Consider the following 17,480-nt stretch of genomic DNA (forward strand, 5'->3'; position numbering starts at 1 on the left):
AAAGAATTAAAGAATTAAAGAATTAAAGAATTAAAGAATTAAAGAATTAAAGAATTAAAGAATTAAAGAATTAAAGAGTTAAAGAGTTAAAGAGTTAAAGAGTTAAAGAGTTAAAGAGTTAAAGAGTTAAAGAGTTAAAGAGTTAAATTTATACATTATACACACAAGGAGTTTCCCATGAGATTTAATCAAAATCATTTAAGTTTTTTTAATGCTTTGGATGGAGCCTATTCTGAAATATCTTTAGCAGATGAGGCGACAAAAAGCCAAATAACTTTAACTGATCATGAAAAAAATTTAGCGATAAATTTTTTTGGTCCGGATAAAATTTGTCGGGGGCCTGTAAAAAGTAATCCTGATTTGGCGGCCAAAGAATTTAAACTCTATCAAAATGGCATTGTTCGTTTAAATTTAGTATTTCCCAAGCCTGAAAAAAATGAATTGCGTTTGTACATGGCAAATGGTAAGGATTTTTATGCGCCTGCAGGGAGTATATGGTTTATTTATCATGGTAGAGGTGACAATTTACTAACCGTTGGTTATATGCATCCGAATGATTGGCACCGTATTTAAATATTTTTATCCGAAGAATCTATAATCCTAAAAAAACGTAAAGCATCAATATTTATATGATGCTTTAAAATATCCTTTATATCTTTATTTGCAATGAAATAGTATGGTTTAAATATGAAGAAGAGTATTTGATAAATCTTTTAGTTTACTGTCTGAATTATAGGCTTTCATCAAAGAAAATGGCTCAATAAAAATACACCTTATAGGCTCATAACTTTCATCTTTTAAAACTTTAGTAATAGGATCTTGCAAATGTATTGACTCGATATTTTTTAAACCGCCCGGGAAAACAAAATAGTTATAGATTATTGAATTCTGATAAATATCCTTGAGGGCCATGGCATAAAAAAACTGTTTAATGATGTCGGGCCATCCAGGAAGTTCATTAGGGTTAGTCGCACCATAGTATTTAGCATCTACGATTGCAAGTTTTTTTCCAGTTTCATCTTTGAGAACTGTGTCTGTACGACCACCTTTATTTTTGGCCACTTCATAAAGACCATTAATTTTGTAACATGGCTTTGCTAACTTATTATTAATATCAAATTTATATTCAAGACAGGCATCTATCATGTGTTCCCACACAGTTTGAAATTTATTAACGCCAATAACACAATCTTGACCTGGATGACCATTAACTTCTGATAGATAATCCATCATATCTTTAATTAATTTTGTTTCGCGGTCAGAATATACATGTCTAAGTTCATTTTCTAAAATCATTAGCTTAATTTTTATATCGCTAACAGGGTTTTCAAATTCGGATAAATTTGATTCTGTGTTGGAATCAAAATTGAAAAATATCCATCCATAAGAATGATATATTTCACGTATGATACTGACATGAATTAGTGTGATTGGATCATTATAAAATATTTTCTTTCGTTTTCCATAAGTATCTAAATATATGTAAGACTCAAAAGAAGGATAGATTTTACTTTTTTTAATCGTTCTGTTCCAGTCGGTTTTCGATGGGTTTTTCTTTATTTCATAAACTCTTTTAGAATAAATACCATGTGAAATATAATCTGTAAGGATCCTGAAAGCCAGATTGAGTAGAGATTCACCTGTAATATGCTCAGTATCTCCATCCGATAAAGAAAAGCGTTCTCGTCTAAGTGAAAATTTATGGATTGCTCGCATTAGCAAAGAACAAATACTTTTAGTATTGTTGTTTTTATTGATAGAACTGTTGCGAGGAATAAATACGTCAATTTCCTCTCTCCTAATAACCATGCCGCAAAAATCAATTCTTTCTTGCTCATTTCTAATTATGTTTCTAACCTTCAAAATATCAATTACATCTTTTGATAAAAGGCTAAGCATACATCTGTCTTCATGGATATTTATTTTCATAATTGATTCGTCGATAAAGTTATATTTCCTGCTGTACAAATAGATTCTTCAACATTAATATTAAAGATAGGCATGCCGGCATCAAAAGCTGAAATGAGATTGCCAAAATTGCTAATGTTCTCTCCTAACACCTCAGGGGAGAATATCAGTTGGCGCTTTCCGTGGCGTAAAACATCATCCCAGAGATAAGCAAAAATTTTAAAACGTAAAGTATCAGTAGCAGCCGTTTTGCTAGATATTTCATTTGTTGAAATGAAACGGTGACCTAAAAGTCTGTCTTCGGGTATACCTAAATTTGTGAGTTTTTCGTTTATAATTTTTGAAAAATTAGCCCAGCTTATCTCACAAGTAGCACCCGTAACAGGTATTAAAAATACCCCTGGAGTCGCGTTGTTGTAATCAATAGGCATATATTTTATTGACCATCTTCTTTTAAATGCAGTGTCAAGTAAATTAACTCCCTGATCACTACTATTCATTGTTGCTAATATTGTGAAATTAGGGGGGAGAAAGATTTTTTCTATTTTATTTTCAATATTCTCATTTATATAATCTAACATATCTGGATCAATATCAATTTCATAGGCATTATCTTGGTCTATAAGTTGGAACAATTCTCCAAAAACAGCTGCTGCCGGCGCTCTATTTATTTCTTCAATTATCAAATAAACATAATTACGTGGATTATTTAGAGCTTTAATATAAGCATTGGTGAAAGGTCCAGGACGAAATTCATAGCCCACTCTTATATTGTTATCGCTTTTAATCATTCGAGGTTTTAATGCACCTACAAAATCACTATATTGCATATCAGGATGAAAGACTGTTCTAATCTTAATGGCATTTACCGTCTCACGCTCTATCACCCAGCTTTTTCCAGTCCCAGGTGCACCAAAGAAAATGGTATTTAATTTCTTTTCGAGAAATGACTGATGCGAATTGATTTTTTTCTGGTATGTTATTGAGCTGAAAACTTTAATTATCTGTTCGAGATATAAAATGGCAACATTAAGCTGTTCATTATTAAAAGGAATGTAGTTGTCAAGATTCTTAGGATCCAAGTTATTGGCAATATGAATTATTCTGGATGCAATATTAAAAAAAAGTTTAGTTTGTTCTGATGCAACTACTCGAGCGCGGGGATGTGTAAGAACACGTATTGCTAGAACGCGAACCATCTTTTCGTAATATTTCCACTCAGTGCATTCTGCAGGACCAGTTTCGATAATGTCATCAAAAGTTTTTTGGTCCAGTGCTTGCACATTAGTGATCTTGGATGGTTGTTGAGTCGAATAGTTTATAAATTGTTTTGCTTTGTTACTTTTGCTAATGTCAATCAATGATTGCAGGATGCATTGAAATGAAACGTCATGAGTTTTACCTGACGAATTAGTAACCTCAAAAAAAGAGCCCGTGCCTAAAAAAAACACTTTAAAATCAGAAGATTCGTTCCAAATTAAGTTTAAGTTTTCAAGTTGCTCAATCGAAATCTGAGACATATTTTCCTCTTTTGCTGATTTAATGCTTATAAGATCAGAACTATGTTGACTCATTATCAACAGACTGATAGTTTTGCAGGGTGAAAAACCGGATAAGGCAATTTTGAATGACCGACTCTCATAAACCACAATATATCAAAGAATTGAGGAAAAGATTAGGCCTTGGGCGAACGGAGTTAGCAAACCTTTTGGGGCTAGGCAGCTCAGGTGAACGCACCATTCGCGGATGGGAGGAAGGCGAGCACTCTCCTTCTAAAGCGAAGTGGCAAGCCATTCTCGACATTGAAGAAAAGATTAACGAATATTTGAAAAATGCACCTTTCAGCCAATCCCTTGAAAAAAAAGGTGATTTTACATTTATTGACTTATTTGCGGGTATTGGTGGGATAAGACTTCCCTTTCAGCAACAGGGCGGACAATGCGTTTTTTCATCTGAATGGGATAAGTTTTCTCAAAAAACTTATCTTACTAACTTTGGAGAAATGCCACATGGAGATATTACTAAAATTAAGGCAACAGACATACCTGAGCATGACGTACTTCTCGGGGGATTTCCATGTCAAGCATTTTCTCAAGCTGGTTTAAAAAAAGGTTTTAGTGACACTCGCGGTACCATGTTTTTTGAAATTCAAAGAATTATCGCGGCTAAAAGGCCTAAAGCATTTATGCTTGAGAATGTTAAACAACTGCAAGGTCATGATAAAGGACGGACTTTAAACACTATTCTTGACATATTGAGAGGTAATAATAGTGATACAGTTCCAAATGATTTTCCTATAAGTGACGATGCCAGAAAGGCTCTTTCAGAAAAACTTAACTATTGGGTCGATTATAAAGTTTTGAGGGCTGGTGATTTTGGCGCACCACAGAATCGCGAGCGAATTTTTATTGTAGGTTTTGATATGGATTATTTTAGCGGTGTTAATATCGAAGAGCTATTCCAGTGGCCCAAACCAACGATGGAAGAAACTCGAGTTGGTAATATTCTTGAAGATTTAAGTAATTTGTCTTCATTCGAAGATAAATATACTATTTCTGATAGGCTATGGGTCGGTCATCAAAAAAGAAAACTCGAACATGGCAAGAAAGGGAATGGCTTTGGATATTCTCTTTTCAATAGTGAGAGTAAATATACCAATACAATTAGCGCTCGATATTATAAAGATGGATCTGAAATTTTAATTGATCAATCTCATCTTGGAAAAAATCCGAGGAAGTTGACCCCACGCGAGTGTGCTCGATTACAAGGTTTTCCCGATGAGTACATCGTTGATGCTGTATCTCAGGGCCAAATTTATAAGCAGTTTGGAAATTCTGTTTGTATAAATGTCATTAGAGCTGTAGCCGAAAAATTAATTGAAGCGATGCAAAATGCTGAGCAAAAGCTAGTTATTGAAAAGCGCATTCAGCAGTTAGATCTGGCGAACTAAAATGTGAGTGGCGTATCTTTATTTCGCCACTTTTATATACTTATTTAAACTTTTTTAAAATGTTTTTAATTATTGCGTGTTATGTGGGTGTTGTTATATTTTTGGATGGAATTTATCTCACATAGAAATGCCTTTTGCGTAATTTTATTAAAATTTTAAATATGTTAATTGAGGTATTTTAGCATTTTACCATCCTATTTTATGGTGGTTTTACCCATTTCAAACGCTTTATTTTCTCATTTTTTGGTAACTACTAAAATAACCGTGGTTTAATCGTTAATCTTAATGATGCCAACCACTCAGGCAGCACCTCCCCGTACCATCCCAAATACTGCGCCAGTTCCGGCTTTCCCCGCTCACTCAATATCAGCACCACCTCATTCACAATCCACGCTTTAGCAAGAGCTATCTCTTTTGCCAGCACATCCGCATTGAACCTGCTATTCAACTGACAATAGCGTCGCGCTATCGCCCGGTAGTCTTCTTCTCCGCCCATCCCTTTGACCAAAGGCGCTAAATCTATCGCTGAGTTACCTAGGCCAAAGCGTTCCCAGTCGAACAGCACCAGTTCGCCATTCTCTCTCTTTCCCCAGTTACCTGCATTGGTATCACCGGAGATCACGCAATGCGGTTCAAAAAGAACATTGCTGTGCTTCTGCATTGCCCGAAACTGCCGTTCCGCCTGAGCAGGCAGGCGAAGCAGAGCGAGGCAGCCTTCAAGTGCTGCCTCATCCCACTGATGTGTGCTGAACCTCCATGAGGAATCAGGCTCGATTATGTGTAATCGCGCAAGCACGGACAGGAACGCATCGCTCATAACAGCGTCTTGTTGGATGGGTTCAGGAATGTATTCGAGTACGAGCTTTCGTTGTTCGTAGCAGGCTGATTTCACCACGGGCGTCAGAATGCCAAGCTGAGCCAGAAGGGGAGCGGCATTGTGATAGAAAGCATATTCAACCTCACTTACCGGCTCTTTCTCAATGGCACAGGGCTTACCATCTTCATCCTCAAGTCGTTTTACGCGGGCACTACCCATTTTCGCTATATCGGCGTCGGTCATAGTAACTCTGCATTTACTTTTAACGTAACAAATCTAGCCTGCTCCTAACCCCGTAGGAGCAGGCCGCCTCAACCCTTTACCACTCAGTCAGCCCAATAGCCTTCATCACACGCTTTCTCTGCTGGACGGACAGCGAAGCCAGATCCTTAATCGATCCCACCCGCGTCCCGTTGATCACGTCTCTGGGTTTAAAGCTGATAATAATCTGGCACCAGGTGACCTTCACATCCAGTTGCACACCAATAGAAACCCCCTGCTTCTTTCAGCCAACAGCCTTTCAGGGTAATCGCCGGAACGCGGCGATAATCTGATGCTCAGCAAAAACGGCCTGTCACGTAGAGTTGCCCCCTTCATTAGCGCGTTGAGTATGTCGAAAGATCTCCAGTTCGCTTTAGCGGGATACTTAAAACACAGAGATGATTCACTCAACGGTGTATCAAATCCCGCGGTAAGTTCAGGTATTTTTCAGGATTGATTCAGGAAAAACAATCAGCATGAGTCTCGCCATAGGTATGAGGAATTAATTATTATCTTTCAATGGGTTTGGTTTCCGTATTTGGCCGGGGCGGTGCAGTGCAATAGTTAATGCCGATGTGATGAGTGTCCCATTTCAAAGATACAGGCTGGACAGAAAGTTATCACGCATGTTAGTTATTAAATAAAGCAAGAGAACGGATTTAATTTAAACAATAAACCCCTCTCATTTTGCTAAAAAATCATTATTGATAATGCTTTGGGTGACTGAACCATTATCAAAAGGGTAAGTGAATAGAAAGCCCTCAGAGACGTGAGTCTCTGAGGGCTTTTTTTGTTTTTTTATCTCAGGAGTAAATTAATGTCCAAAGAACGTCGTCTCTCAAGAATATTCGCAAAAGACGGTAAATCCGTCACCTTAGCGCTGGATGGATACTATTTTTCAACGAAAACAGAAGGTATTGATAACACCATCAATCAACTCCCGGCGCTGGTTGAGCAGGGGCTGGATTGTGCACTCGTCACATACGGAATGTTGAAAAATTACCGGAAAGCATTGGATCGCGTGCCCGTCGTGTTACGCGTCGATAGTACGGTGAATATCTTTAACAATACCGTTCCCGATACGACCCCCGTTTTTTCTATTGAAGATGCACTTAAAGTCGCGGCCGAGGGGGTGGTTTGCATGACCTTCCCGGGGGCCTTCAACGAAGAAAAGACACACGTTATGGCGATGAAGCTCGCGCAGGCATCGGATCGCTGGAACATGCCGCTGATTGTTGAATCACTCCCTTATGGTTATCCCGTCACCAGTGATGACTCGAATAATCCAGCCATCATTGCCGCATCGGCCCGCGCGGCCGTTGAGCTGGGGGCAGACATTATCAAAACGCGTTTCACCGGTACACCCGACGACCGGCTGATCGTTGAAGCCGCTGGCGTGCCGGTGCTTGCCCTGGGAGGGCCAAAAACCGGTATCGATGGTTATTTCAAATTTGTTCAGCACTGTATGCAGATGGGGGCTAAAGGCGTAGCGGTGGGGCGTAACATTACCCAGGACCCGCAGCCCGCGAAAGTAGTCGCAGGTCTGAATGCCATCATCCATGAAAACGCGACATCGGAAGATGCATATAGTCTTTACATGGCTAAATAACCTCGGAAATTAATATGTTTGCAAATAACACCATCATTCCTTCTGTCAGGAAATATAAATACTTTGATAAGGCAATAGCATGTCAGTCCGAATATGTTCTGTTGTCCGAGGCAAATATTGGAAACCTACAGTCACTTATTGGTAAATGTCATCAAAGCGGTAAGAAGGTACTGGTTCATCTTGAATTGCTCGGGGGGTTCAAACCCGATCAGGTCGGGATAAATCTACTGAAAATTTATTATAAAGTTGATGGTGTTATTTCTTCCAATCTCTCTGCACTACGCTATGCAAAAAAAGAGGGGTTACTGACCATTTATCGGGTTTTACTTATCGATTCACGATCGCTTGATCAGTCGCTCAATATTGTTAAACACAGTCCACCGGACGCAATTGAAATCTTACCTGCTGAATATGCCTGCCAGTGTCTGGAGTTGATTAGCCGAAATTTGAAAGGCTTTGATGTGGTATTCATCGCCGGAGGCTTTGTTAAGCGGAAATACCTTGTAGACAAAATATTCCATGCCGGATTCAAAGGAATAACCACCAGTGATCCCGGCTTATGGTAACCAATAAGGAGTCCACGCTAATGAATGATGAATACGTAATGGGCATCGACAATGGTGGAACCGTCACCAAGGCAGCCATTTATGACCGTAAAGGAAATGTACTCGCTATCGCCTCAAAAGCGACGCAGATGATCACCCCCAAGGAGTTTCATACAGAGCGGAGTATCGATGAACTCTGGGCCGCTAATGTCGAGGTCATCAAAAAGGTGATTGAAAAGTCAGGGATCAACGCCAGCCAGATTAAAGGTGTTGCCGTGACCGGCCATGGTAACGGCCTGTACCTGGTTGATGAAGCCGGCAAGCCGGTGCGTAACGGCATTATCTCCACCGACAATCGGGCAAGAGAATATGTTGAAAAATGGCAACGATCGCCTGAATTTCTTGCCGACATATTGCCAAAAACGATGCAGTCAATCTGGGCTGGCCAGCCTGTGGCTTTGCTGGCATGGCTGAAGGACTTCGAACCCGAAACGCTGCAAAAAGCGCGTTACATTTTTATGGTCAAAGACCTGATTCGTTTTTTCCTGACGGAAGAAGCTTTTCTTGAACTTACCGATATCTCAGGGACTAACCTGATCAACGTACGCGACTGCGAATATGACGAGGAATTGCTTGCATGGTGGGGGCTTGCTGAACTGCGAGACAGACTGCCCCCTGTCAAACGCTCAACAGAATGCTGTGGAAAAATCACCGACGCCGTAGCCAGCCTGACCGGTTTATGCGCCGGAACACCGGTTTCTGGCGGGGTATTCGATATTTCGGCGTCTTCTATTGCCTCGGGAATTAACAGCCTCAATAAGATGGCGATCGTCACGGGAACCTGGAGCATTAACGAATACGTTACTGACCACCCGGTTATTGATAAAGACTTGTTTATGACCTCCATTTATCCCATTGAGGGGAAATGGTTAATCACCGAGGCCAGTCCTACCTCCGCAAGCAACCTTGAGTGGTTTATCAATAACTTTATGGAGAGCGATCGTGAAGCCGCCGCCGTGCAGGGAGCGTCCGTTTATGACCTGTGCAATAGGTTGGTGTCATCAACGACGCCGGATGAAAGCCATCTGCTGTTCTTTCCGTTCGTGTTTGGCTCCAACACCATTCCCGACGCCTCGGCAGGCTTTATCGGCGTGAACAGTTTCCATAGAAAAGCGCATTTCCTGCGGGCGATTTATGAGGGCGTGGCCTTTAGCCATCTCTATCACACCGAGCGCTTACGCAATATTAACCCGCAATTAAGCCGCACGATTCGTATTGCCGGCGGCGTCACTCACTCCCCGGTCTGGCTGCAGATATTTGCGGATATCTTCCAGTCCACGCTGGAAATCGTTGACGTCAAAGAGCACGGCACGTTGGGTACCGCGATGACAGCCGCCGTGATGGTGGGCTGGTATGAAGATGTATTTGCGGCCTCAAATGAAATGGTCCATGTCTCACGTACCGTGTCTCCCGATCCAGAAAGCCACAGGGTCTACCAGCAAAAATACCAGCTCTATAAAAACCTGTTATCTGAAATGCAGTCTCCCTGGAAAAGCTGCAGCAACTACATTTCGCACTAAGTGAGGAAAGAATGGACCTGAATTTGACGAATCGTACGGCCATCGTGACAGGCGGTGCGACCGGTTTGGGGAAAGAGTTTGTCCTTTCGCTGGCAAAAGAAGGAGTCAATATCTGTTTTACCTATCTGCGTGAAGAAGAGTGCCCCGAACAACTGGTCGAAAGGGTGAAGTCCAGCGCTAACGTTGAGATTATCGCGGTTAAAACTGACCTCGGTGACGAACAGAGCCGGGAAAATCTTTTTGCTACCTGTATCGACAGGCTGGGCAAAGCTGACATCTTGGTGAATAACGCCGGGATCTGGCTGAGTGGCTATGTAACAGAAATCAGCCCGCAGGACTGGGACAGGGTAATGAATGTCAATCTCAAAGCCGTCTTCCATCTCTGCCAGTTGTTTATCAACCACTGCCTGAAACACGATCGGATGGGCAGCATTCTGAATATCACTTCCCAGGCTGCATTTCACGGCTCCACAACGGGGCATGCACACTACGCGGCAAGTAAGGCCGGCCTTGTCGCCTTCGCTATCTCTCTGGCGCGGGAAGTCGCAAAACAAAAAATCAATGTGAACAATATCGCCGTGGGGATCATGGATACCGCGATGATCCGCAAAAATCTTGAGCAGAACCCTGACTATTACGTCAACCGTATTCCGGTGGGCCGCGTTGCCCAGCCTCACGAAATTGCCGATATCGGTGTGTTCATGGTCTCGCCTAAAACCAGCTATATGACGGGAGCTACGTTGGATGTTACCGGCGGTATGTTGATGCGTTAATCTACGGAGAATCATTATGAAATGTCTGGCAATTGCCGATCTGTTTATCAATGCAGCGATGATGGAAGCAGGACTAAAAGCGCTCAAGGATAAGGGGATTAAGGTTGAAGTGCGTGAGTGGTCACATGACTCTGTCGAGAAACTTCAGGAGGATAATCTGTGTGTTGAACAGGAAGGCGCAGAGGCTGTTGCCTTACCTGAAAGGCTGCTTCAGGGCGCTGATGATATTGAAATCCTGATCACTCAGTTTGCCCCCGTCAATACGGCGGTATTTAATAAACTGCCAAAGCTGAAATATGTTGGCGTGCTCCGCGGTGGAGTTGAAAATGTGAATCAAGAAGTGGCGAAAGCGCGGGGCGTTGAGGTGATTAACACCCCGGGGCGTAATGCTCGCAGCGTAGCAGAATTCACCGTCGCTATGATCCTTGCAGAAATGCGCAATATCGCCCGTTCACACGATGCCCTGCGTGACAAATACTGGCGTAAAGAGAGCCCGAACCATCAGGCGATCCCAGAGCTCGGAGGGAAAGTTGTGGGGCTGGTCGGCCTGGGTCATATTGCCCGGTTAGTCGCCGGATTTCTGAGTGGCTTTGGTACAGAGATTATTTTTTACGATAAGTACGTGTCAGGCCATGAACGCTATGAAAAAGTCGACTCTCTGGATGAACTGGTACAACGTGCCGACATTATATCGTTGCACGCTCGCCTGACGCCGGAAACCGAAAATCTGATCAATGCACACCATTTCGCGCTAATGAAAAGCAGCGCCATCATTGTTAATACGGCGCGGTCCGGGTTAATCAATGAAAAAGAAATGATTAATGCGCTTAAAACCGGAAAAATCATGGGCGCAGCGCTTGATACGTTCGATGACGAACCACTGCCTGATGACAGTGAATTTTATACGCTAAATAACGTCACCCTTACGCCGCATATTGCCGGAAGTACCATTGACGCATTTAGCCATTCACCAAAACTGTTCGCTGAGATCCTTTTAAAGAAACTCAGTTAAAGACAAAAAAGCCATTAAAGGTATTAACAGGGCCCAGAGGGCACGGGATCGCTCGTGCCCAATTTGCCCGCCTTTTAAGGAATTGCTATGGATATTATCAACAGCATTATAAGTCTGGGGGCATCAGTAATGATGCCAGTAATATTCTTTATTATCGCACTCTGTTTTGGGGTTAAAATCGGTACGGCATTTAAAGCGGGGATGCTGGTCGGTATTGGTTTTGAAGGGGTTGGGCTGGTGATTGGCCTGCTGCTGACAAACCTGGGGCCGGCATCACAGGCAATGGTAGAACGTATCGGCCTGCAGTTAACTGTCGTCGATACCGGATGGCCGACCGCGTCAACGATTGGCTGGGGTTCACCGCTAATGTTGCCCGTCGTGGTGGGGTTTATAGTCATCAATCTTGCCATGCTTCTGTTGAAGCTAACCAAAACGGTAAATATTGATATTTTTAACTACTGGATATTCCTGATTATGGGGTCGGTAGTGTATGCGGGAACGGAAAACTACTGGCTGTCAGTAGGGATTACTTTCGGTATTTTTGTCCTGACATTACTGGCCGCTGATTTAACAGCGCCCTATTTACAAAAAAATTATAACCTTGAGGGGATTTCATTCCCGCATCTTACATGTATAGCCTACGTTCCGTTTGGCATTGCATGTAATTACGTCATTGATAAGATCCCGCTGATCAATAGGATTAATTTTGATCCTGAAAGTATTAATAAAAAATTTGGCGTCTTCGGTGAGCCTGTCACGCTGGGCTTTGTGCTGGGACTGCTGCTGGCGTTTCTTGCCGGGTACGACGTTTCCGCAGCCGTTTCACTGGCTATTAAGGTTTCAGCCGCCATGCTGCTGCTGCCTAAGATGATTGAAATTCTGGTACAGGGATTGTTGATTGTTCGTGATGCCGCAGAGGCAAAGCTAAAGGCAAAATTCCCGAACCGCGATTTTTACATTGGTATGGATACGGCGCTATTGATTGGTGAGTCTTCCGTAATGGCCACCGGCCTGCTGTTAATTCCTATGGCTGTCGTGCTGTCTGTCATTTTACCCGGTAATCGCGTACTGCCTTTTGTTGATCTCGCTTCACTGATGTTCCTTCTGGCGATGGTCACGCCGTTCTGTAAGCGTAATATGTTCCGCATGTTCATTACCGGGACGCTTGTCGTAACTTGCATCCTGTATGTCGGAACCGACATTTCACAGGAGTACACCCAAGCGGCAGTCAATTCCAATATTCCGGTACCGGAAGGGATGTCTGAAATTACCAATTTAGTCGGCGGTGCAACCACCCCTGTCGGCTGGCTGGCTGTCAAATTCGGCGAGTTTTTTAGCGCTGTACCCTAAGTGCTAAGCCACTTACTTAAAAAGAGGGCACGCATTTGCCCTCTTTTTCGGCATGACATTTTTTACATAAACTCGCTTGAACGCCTTTTTCTCTGTTTCACTGCCAGTCAGGCCCCATCTTTTTTAAACCCCATCCCGGACAGGCGGACAAGCGTAAATATCTCGTCTTGCTTTAAAGCGTCTAATTATGACAACAAAAAGTATCAACGTAGCGTCACAATAATGGAAAGGCACACTTATTTTATAAGCGTTTTATAGCCACGTCTGTTGCCGGAAAACCTCTTCTGCAGAGCAGGACAGTGAGAAGGCACACGATATCCCTCATTCTTGTCCAACCTGTTGCACCGCCTCGGAAAAAGTCTGTGCGCAAATTCACGTTTTTTCGCATTAATTTTCCACTCAGTTGGAAGAGAGGCGAGCTATGACGCACTTCAAACATTTCGCCCAGCCTGGCATTCACACTGATTCCACTAGCTCAGACTGGAGTCCATTATGTTGGAATCAAGCAAAGTCCCGGCTCTTACCAGGGCGATTGATATTCTTAATTTGATTGCGCGAAAAGGGCCATGCAGCGCGGCGACGATCATCGAAACGCTGGGGATCCCAAAAAGCACCGCGTATCTGCTGTTGAATGAGTTAAAGCGGCAGCGCTTTATTAGCGTCGATCATCAGGATAATTTTTGCCTGTGGACGAAACTGGTCGAGCTTTCTGAACACGCGCTCAGCAAAATGGATTTACGCGAACTGGCGCGCCCGCGTCTGACGCAGTTGATGGATGAGACCGGGTTACTGTGTCATCTGGGCATTATCGATCACGAAAGCGCTTACTACATCCTCAAAGTGGAGTCCTCGTCCACGATCAGTGTCCGCTCACACGAAGGCAAAAGACTCTCGCTTTATCGTTCTGGCATCGGCAAATGCCTGCTGGCCTGGCAACCTGCACCGGTAAGAAAAGCCATTATTGCGCAACTGGTATGGGAAAAAGCGACGCCAACGACCATTACCGATCCTCTGCAGTTAAGCGATGAGCTGGAACGCATCCGCCAGCGTGGATGGAGCTTCGACAACGGGGAAGATTACCCGGATGTACGCTGCATCGCTGCACCTGTTTTCAATGCCAGCAAGGAACCCGCCGCCGCTATCTCGGTGGTGGGTACCCGACTGCAAATCAACGATGAGAACCGTGACTACCTGGCCGGGAAAGCCATTGCCTGTGCGAAGGAGATATCACGTCTTCTGGGTTGGAAAAGTCCATTCGATTCAATCGCATCTTAATCATAAATGGAGAATGTTATGACCCTACCTAAAATTAAACATGTTCGTGCCTGGTTTATCGGAGGAGCCACAGCGCAAAAGGGCGCTGGCGGCGGTGACTACCACGATCAGGGTAAAAATCACTGGATCGACGATCACATTGCCACACCGATGAGCAAATATCGCGAGTATGAGCAGTCCCGCCAGTCTTTCGGCATTAACGTGCTGGGAACGCTGATAGTAGAAGTCGAGGCAGATAACGGCCAGATCGGTTTTGCCGTCTCCACGGCGGGAGAAATGGGCTGCTTTATTGTTGAAAAGCATCTCAACCGCTTTATCGAAGGAAAATGCGTCAGCGATATTAAGCTCATTCACGATCAAATGCTGGGTGCAACCCTTTACTACTCCGGTTCGGGTGGGCTGGTCATGAACACCATTTCCTGTGTGGATCTGGCGCTGTGGGATCTGTTCGGTAAGGTGGTCGGTTTGCCGGTTTACAAATTACTGGGTGGCGCGGTACGAGATGAGATCCAGTTTTACGCTACCGGTGCGCGTCCCGATCTGGCGAAAGAGATGGGCTTTATCGGCGGCAAGATGCCGACTCACTGGGGCCCGCACGACGGAGATGCCGGGATCCGCAAAGATGCTGCCATGGTCGCAGACATGCGGGAGAAATGCGGCCCGGATTTCTGGCTGATGCTCGACTGCTGGATGAGTCAGGACGTGAACTACGCGACTAAACTGGCCCATGCCTGTGCGCCTTACAATCTCAAATGGATCGAAGAGTGCCTGCCGCCACAACAGTACGAAGGCTATCGCGAACTGAAACGTCATGCCCCGTCGGGAATGATGGTCACCAGCGGTGAGCATCACGGTACGCTGCAGTCTTTCCGCACCCTGTCGGAAACCGGCATCGATATTATGCAACCGGATGTGGGCTGGTGCGGTGGGCTAACCACGCTGACAGAAATTGCGGCCATCGCGAAATCGCGCGGGCAGCTGGTGGTGCCGCATGGATCCTCTGTTTATTCGCATCATGCCGTTATTACCTTCACCAACACGCCGTTTAGTGAGTTCCTGATGACCAGTCCTGACTGTTCATCAATGCGCCCACAGTTTGACCCGATCCTGTTGGATGAGCCCGTGCCGGTGAAAGGGCGCATTCATAAATCCGTACTGGATAAACCGGGATTTGGCGTCGAGCTTAACCGCGACTGTAACCTCCAACGCCCTTATAGCCACTAATCACCCGTGCGTTGCGCTTTGCGTGCAACGCCCTCATTTTATTGAGGAGTCTGCTATGAGTACCACTTTACTTGACGGCGTGGTGAAGAAAAACCGTGCCCGCTTAATCCCGTTCATGCTGACACTGTACGTGCTGGCGTTTCTTGACCGTTCTAATATCGGCTTCGCCAAAGAGACCTATCAGATCGATACCGGACTGAGCAATGAAGCCTATGCGCTGGGTGCCGGGATATTCTTTGTGGTTTACGCCTTTCTTGGCGTGCCTGCCAACCTGCTGATGCGCAAACTGGGGGCGAGAACCTGGATCGGCACCACGACGCTGTTATGGGGATTTCTCTCCGCCGCGATGGCGTGGGCAGATACAGAGGCGAAATTCCTGATTGTTCGCACGCTGCTGGGGGCGGCAGAAGCCGGTTTCTTTCCCGGTATGATCTACCTCACCTCTCAGTGGTTCCCGCAGCGCACCCGCGCCAGCATCATGGGGTTATTTTACATGGGCGCTCCCCTGGCGCTGACACTGGGCTCGCCGCTGTCCGGGGCGCTGCTGGAGATGCACGGCTTTATGGGGCATCCGGGATGGTTCTGGATGTTCGTTATCGAAGGCTTACTGGCGGTTGGGGCAGGTGTATTTACCTTCTTCTGGCTGGATGACTCGCCACAGCAGGCGCGGTTCCTGAATGCAGAAGAGAAGGCCGCGCTCATAAGCCAGCTGGCGAACGAAGAAGAGAAAAAGTCGACGTCGAAACTCACCGATGCCCTGCGCAACGGGCGCGTCTGGCAACTGGCGATCATTTATATGACGATTCAGGTCGCGGTTTATGGCCTTATTTTCTTTCTGCCGACTCAGGTTGCCGCGCTGCTGGGCACCAAAGTGGGGTTCACTGCGTCGGTTGTCAGCGCCATTCCATGGGTCGCTGCGCTCTTTGGCACCTGGCTAATCCCACGTTATTCCGACCGCACTGGCGATCGCCGTAACGTAGCAGCCCTGACGTTGCTGGCGGCAGGAATTGGCATCGGTCTTTCTGGCCTTGCCTCTCCGGTGCTGGCGATTCTGGCGCTTTGCGTCGCGGCAGTTGGTTTTATTGCCGTACAGCCTGTGTTCTGGACCATGCCAACGCAGTTACTTTCCGGCACGGCGCTGGCGGCGGGCATCGGTTTCGTAAACCTGTTCGGCGCGGTGGGCGGATTTATTGCGCCCATTCTGCGCGTGAAAGCCGAAACCCTGTTTGCCAGCGATGCAGCAGGTCTGCTGACGCTGGCCGGCATTGCCATCATCGGCTCATTCATTATTTTTACCCTGAGCGTGAACCGCACCCGGTCGCAGCCGGATGCCGCGCATCAATAAGTTTATCCACGCAGTAAGGATCATTATGAACGCATTGCTAGCCAATCCTTTTAAGGAAGGATTGAAGAAAGAAGAAGTGCAAATCGGATTGTGGCTGAGTTCAACCACGTCTTACATGGCGGAAATTGCCGCGACCTCGGGTTACGACTGGCTGCTTATTGATGGTGAACATGCACCCAATACGGTGCAGGATCTCTATCATCAACTGCAGGCCATCGCCCCCTATGCCAGCCAGCCAGTGATCCGTCCTGTAGAGGGCACCAAGGCGCTGATTAAGCAGGTACTGGATATCGGGGCGCAGACGCTACTCATCCCAATGGTTGATACTGCTGAACAGGCGCGCCAGGTGGTCGCCGCCACGCGTTATCCGCCACTGGGCGAGCGTGGCGTTGGGGCAAGCGTTGCGCGCGCTGCGCGCTGGGGACGTATCGAAAACTACATGGCTCAGGCCAATGCCTCCCTTTGCCTGCTGGTGCAGGTGGAAAGCAAAACGGCACTGGAAAACCTCGATGCCATTCTGAACGTGGAGGGGATTGACGGCGTCTTTATCGGACCCGCGGATCTGTCAGCGTCGCTGGGCTATCCTGACAATGCCGGACATCCTGCGGTGCAGCAGATCATTCAGGAGAGCATCCAGCGCATTCGTGCGGCCGGGAAAGCGGCGGGGTTCCTGGCCGTTGACCCGGAGATGGCGAAGAAATGCCTGCATTGGGGGGCAAATTTCGTTGCTGTTGGTGTCGACACCATGCTTTACACCGAAGCGCTGGATCGCCGGTTGGCGATGTTTAAAGCAAACGTGACCGAAAAAGTTGTTAAAAGCAGTTATTAAGG

16 protein-coding genes are annotated in these 17,480 nt (G+C 45.6%); 12 read left to right on the plus strand and 4 right to left on the minus strand.

What is annotated here, in order from left to right:
- Positions 1-177 precede the first annotated feature (177 nt).
- Positions 178-573 (plus strand): hypothetical protein, encoded by a 396-nt coding sequence (locus QLG08_RS17355; RefSeq protein WP_110015241.1) that lies wholly within the window; start codon positions 178-180, stop codon positions 571-573.
- 108 nt (positions 574-681) lie between these two features.
- Here the strand turns inward: QLG08_RS17355 and QLG08_RS17360 are convergent, their stop codons facing one another.
- On the minus strand, positions 682-1,929 hold the full coding sequence (locus QLG08_RS17360) for an LlaJI family restriction endonuclease (RefSeq protein ID WP_110015242.1): 1,248 nt from the start codon (positions 1,927-1,929) through the stop codon (positions 682-684).
- Entirely contained in the window at positions 1,926-3,428 is a 1,503-nt protein-coding gene (locus tag QLG08_RS17365) for an AAA family ATPase (RefSeq protein ID WP_282473045.1), read from the minus strand. The genes QLG08_RS17360 and QLG08_RS17365 overlap by 4 nt, the downstream gene beginning before the upstream one ends.
- Before the next feature lie 107 nt (positions 3,429-3,535).
- Between QLG08_RS17365 and dcm the strand changes: the two genes are divergently transcribed.
- Complete coding sequence (dcm, locus tag QLG08_RS17370; protein ID WP_110015244.1) at positions 3,536-4,858, plus strand: DNA (cytosine-5-)-methyltransferase; 1,323 nt, start codon at positions 3,536-3,538, stop codon at positions 4,856-4,858.
- Positions 4,859-5,111: 253 nt separating this feature from the next.
- Here dcm and QLG08_RS17375 read toward each other — a convergent pair whose 3' ends face one another.
- Both QLG08_RS17375 and QLG08_RS17380 read right to left on the minus strand, forming a co-directional pair.
- Positions 5,112-5,918: a phosphotransferase gene (locus QLG08_RS17375; protein ID WP_238493253.1), complete on the minus strand. Its 807-nt coding sequence runs from the start codon at positions 5,916-5,918 to the stop codon at positions 5,112-5,114.
- Positions 5,919-5,994: 76 nt separating this feature from the next.
- On the minus strand, positions 5,995-6,156 hold the full coding sequence (locus QLG08_RS17380; protein ID WP_233255855.1) for a hypothetical protein: 162 nt from the start codon (positions 6,154-6,156) through the stop codon (positions 5,995-5,997).
- A 597-nt stretch (positions 6,157-6,753) separates the two neighbouring features.
- Here QLG08_RS17380 and QLG08_RS17385 point away from each other — a divergent pair.
- The 10 genes from QLG08_RS17385 (at position 6,754) to yfaU (ending at position 17,478) form a co-directional block, all read left to right on the plus strand.
- Positions 6,754-7,545 carry a phospho-2-dehydro-3-deoxyheptonate aldolase gene (locus tag QLG08_RS17385; protein WP_238493252.1) on the plus strand — a complete coding sequence of 264 codons (792 nt, stop codon included), beginning with the start codon at positions 6,754-6,756 and terminating at the stop codon, positions 7,543-7,545.
- 14 nt (positions 7,546-7,559) lie between these two features.
- Positions 7,560-8,111 carry a glycerol-3-phosphate responsive antiterminator gene (locus QLG08_RS17390; protein ID WP_110015247.1) on the plus strand — a complete coding sequence of 184 codons (552 nt, stop codon included), beginning with the start codon at positions 7,560-7,562 and terminating at the stop codon, positions 8,109-8,111.
- A 20-nt stretch (positions 8,112-8,131) separates the two neighbouring features.
- Positions 8,132-9,670, plus strand: a complete 1,539-nt coding sequence (locus QLG08_RS17395; protein ID WP_110015248.1) for an FGGY-family carbohydrate kinase — start codon at positions 8,132-8,134, stop codon at positions 9,668-9,670.
- Positions 9,671-9,681: 11 nt separating this feature from the next.
- Positions 9,682-10,443, plus strand: a complete 762-nt coding sequence (locus QLG08_RS17400) for an SDR family oxidoreductase (protein WP_110286519.1) — start codon at positions 9,682-9,684, stop codon at positions 10,441-10,443.
- Between the two features lie 16 nt (positions 10,444-10,459).
- Positions 10,460-11,455 (plus strand): 2-hydroxyacid dehydrogenase, encoded by a 996-nt coding sequence (locus tag QLG08_RS17405; protein ID WP_110015250.1) that lies wholly within the window; start codon positions 10,460-10,462, stop codon positions 11,453-11,455.
- 87 nt (positions 11,456-11,542) lie between these two features.
- Entirely contained in the window at positions 11,543-12,805 is a 1,263-nt protein-coding gene (locus QLG08_RS17410; protein ID WP_110286518.1) for a PTS transporter subunit IIC, read from the plus strand.
- A 492-nt stretch (positions 12,806-13,297) separates the two neighbouring features.
- Positions 13,298-14,080 carry an IclR family transcriptional regulator gene (locus tag QLG08_RS17415; protein ID WP_024472358.1) on the plus strand — a complete coding sequence of 261 codons (783 nt, stop codon included), beginning with the start codon at positions 13,298-13,300 and terminating at the stop codon, positions 14,078-14,080.
- Between the two features lie 18 nt (positions 14,081-14,098).
- Positions 14,099-15,304: an L-rhamnonate dehydratase gene (gene rhmD, locus QLG08_RS17420; RefSeq protein ID WP_105080459.1), complete on the plus strand. Its 1,206-nt coding sequence runs from the start codon at positions 14,099-14,101 to the stop codon at positions 15,302-15,304.
- Between the two features lie 55 nt (positions 15,305-15,359).
- Positions 15,360-16,649, plus strand: a complete 1,290-nt coding sequence (locus QLG08_RS17425) for an MFS transporter (RefSeq protein ID WP_238493251.1) — start codon at positions 15,360-15,362, stop codon at positions 16,647-16,649.
- A gap of 25 nt (positions 16,650-16,674) precedes the next feature.
- The gene (yfaU, locus tag QLG08_RS17430) at positions 16,675-17,478 is read left to right on the plus strand and encodes a 2-keto-3-deoxy-L-rhamnonate aldolase (RefSeq protein WP_064373130.1); all 804 of its coding nucleotides are present in this window, start codon (positions 16,675-16,677) and stop codon (positions 17,476-17,478) included.
- Positions 17,479-17,480: the final 2 nt, after the last annotated feature.

It is taken from the genome of Pantoea sp. V106_11 (assembly GCF_029967885.1).
Taxonomy (GTDB): Bacteria; Pseudomonadota; Gammaproteobacteria; order Enterobacterales; family Enterobacteriaceae; genus Pantoea; species Pantoea ananatis.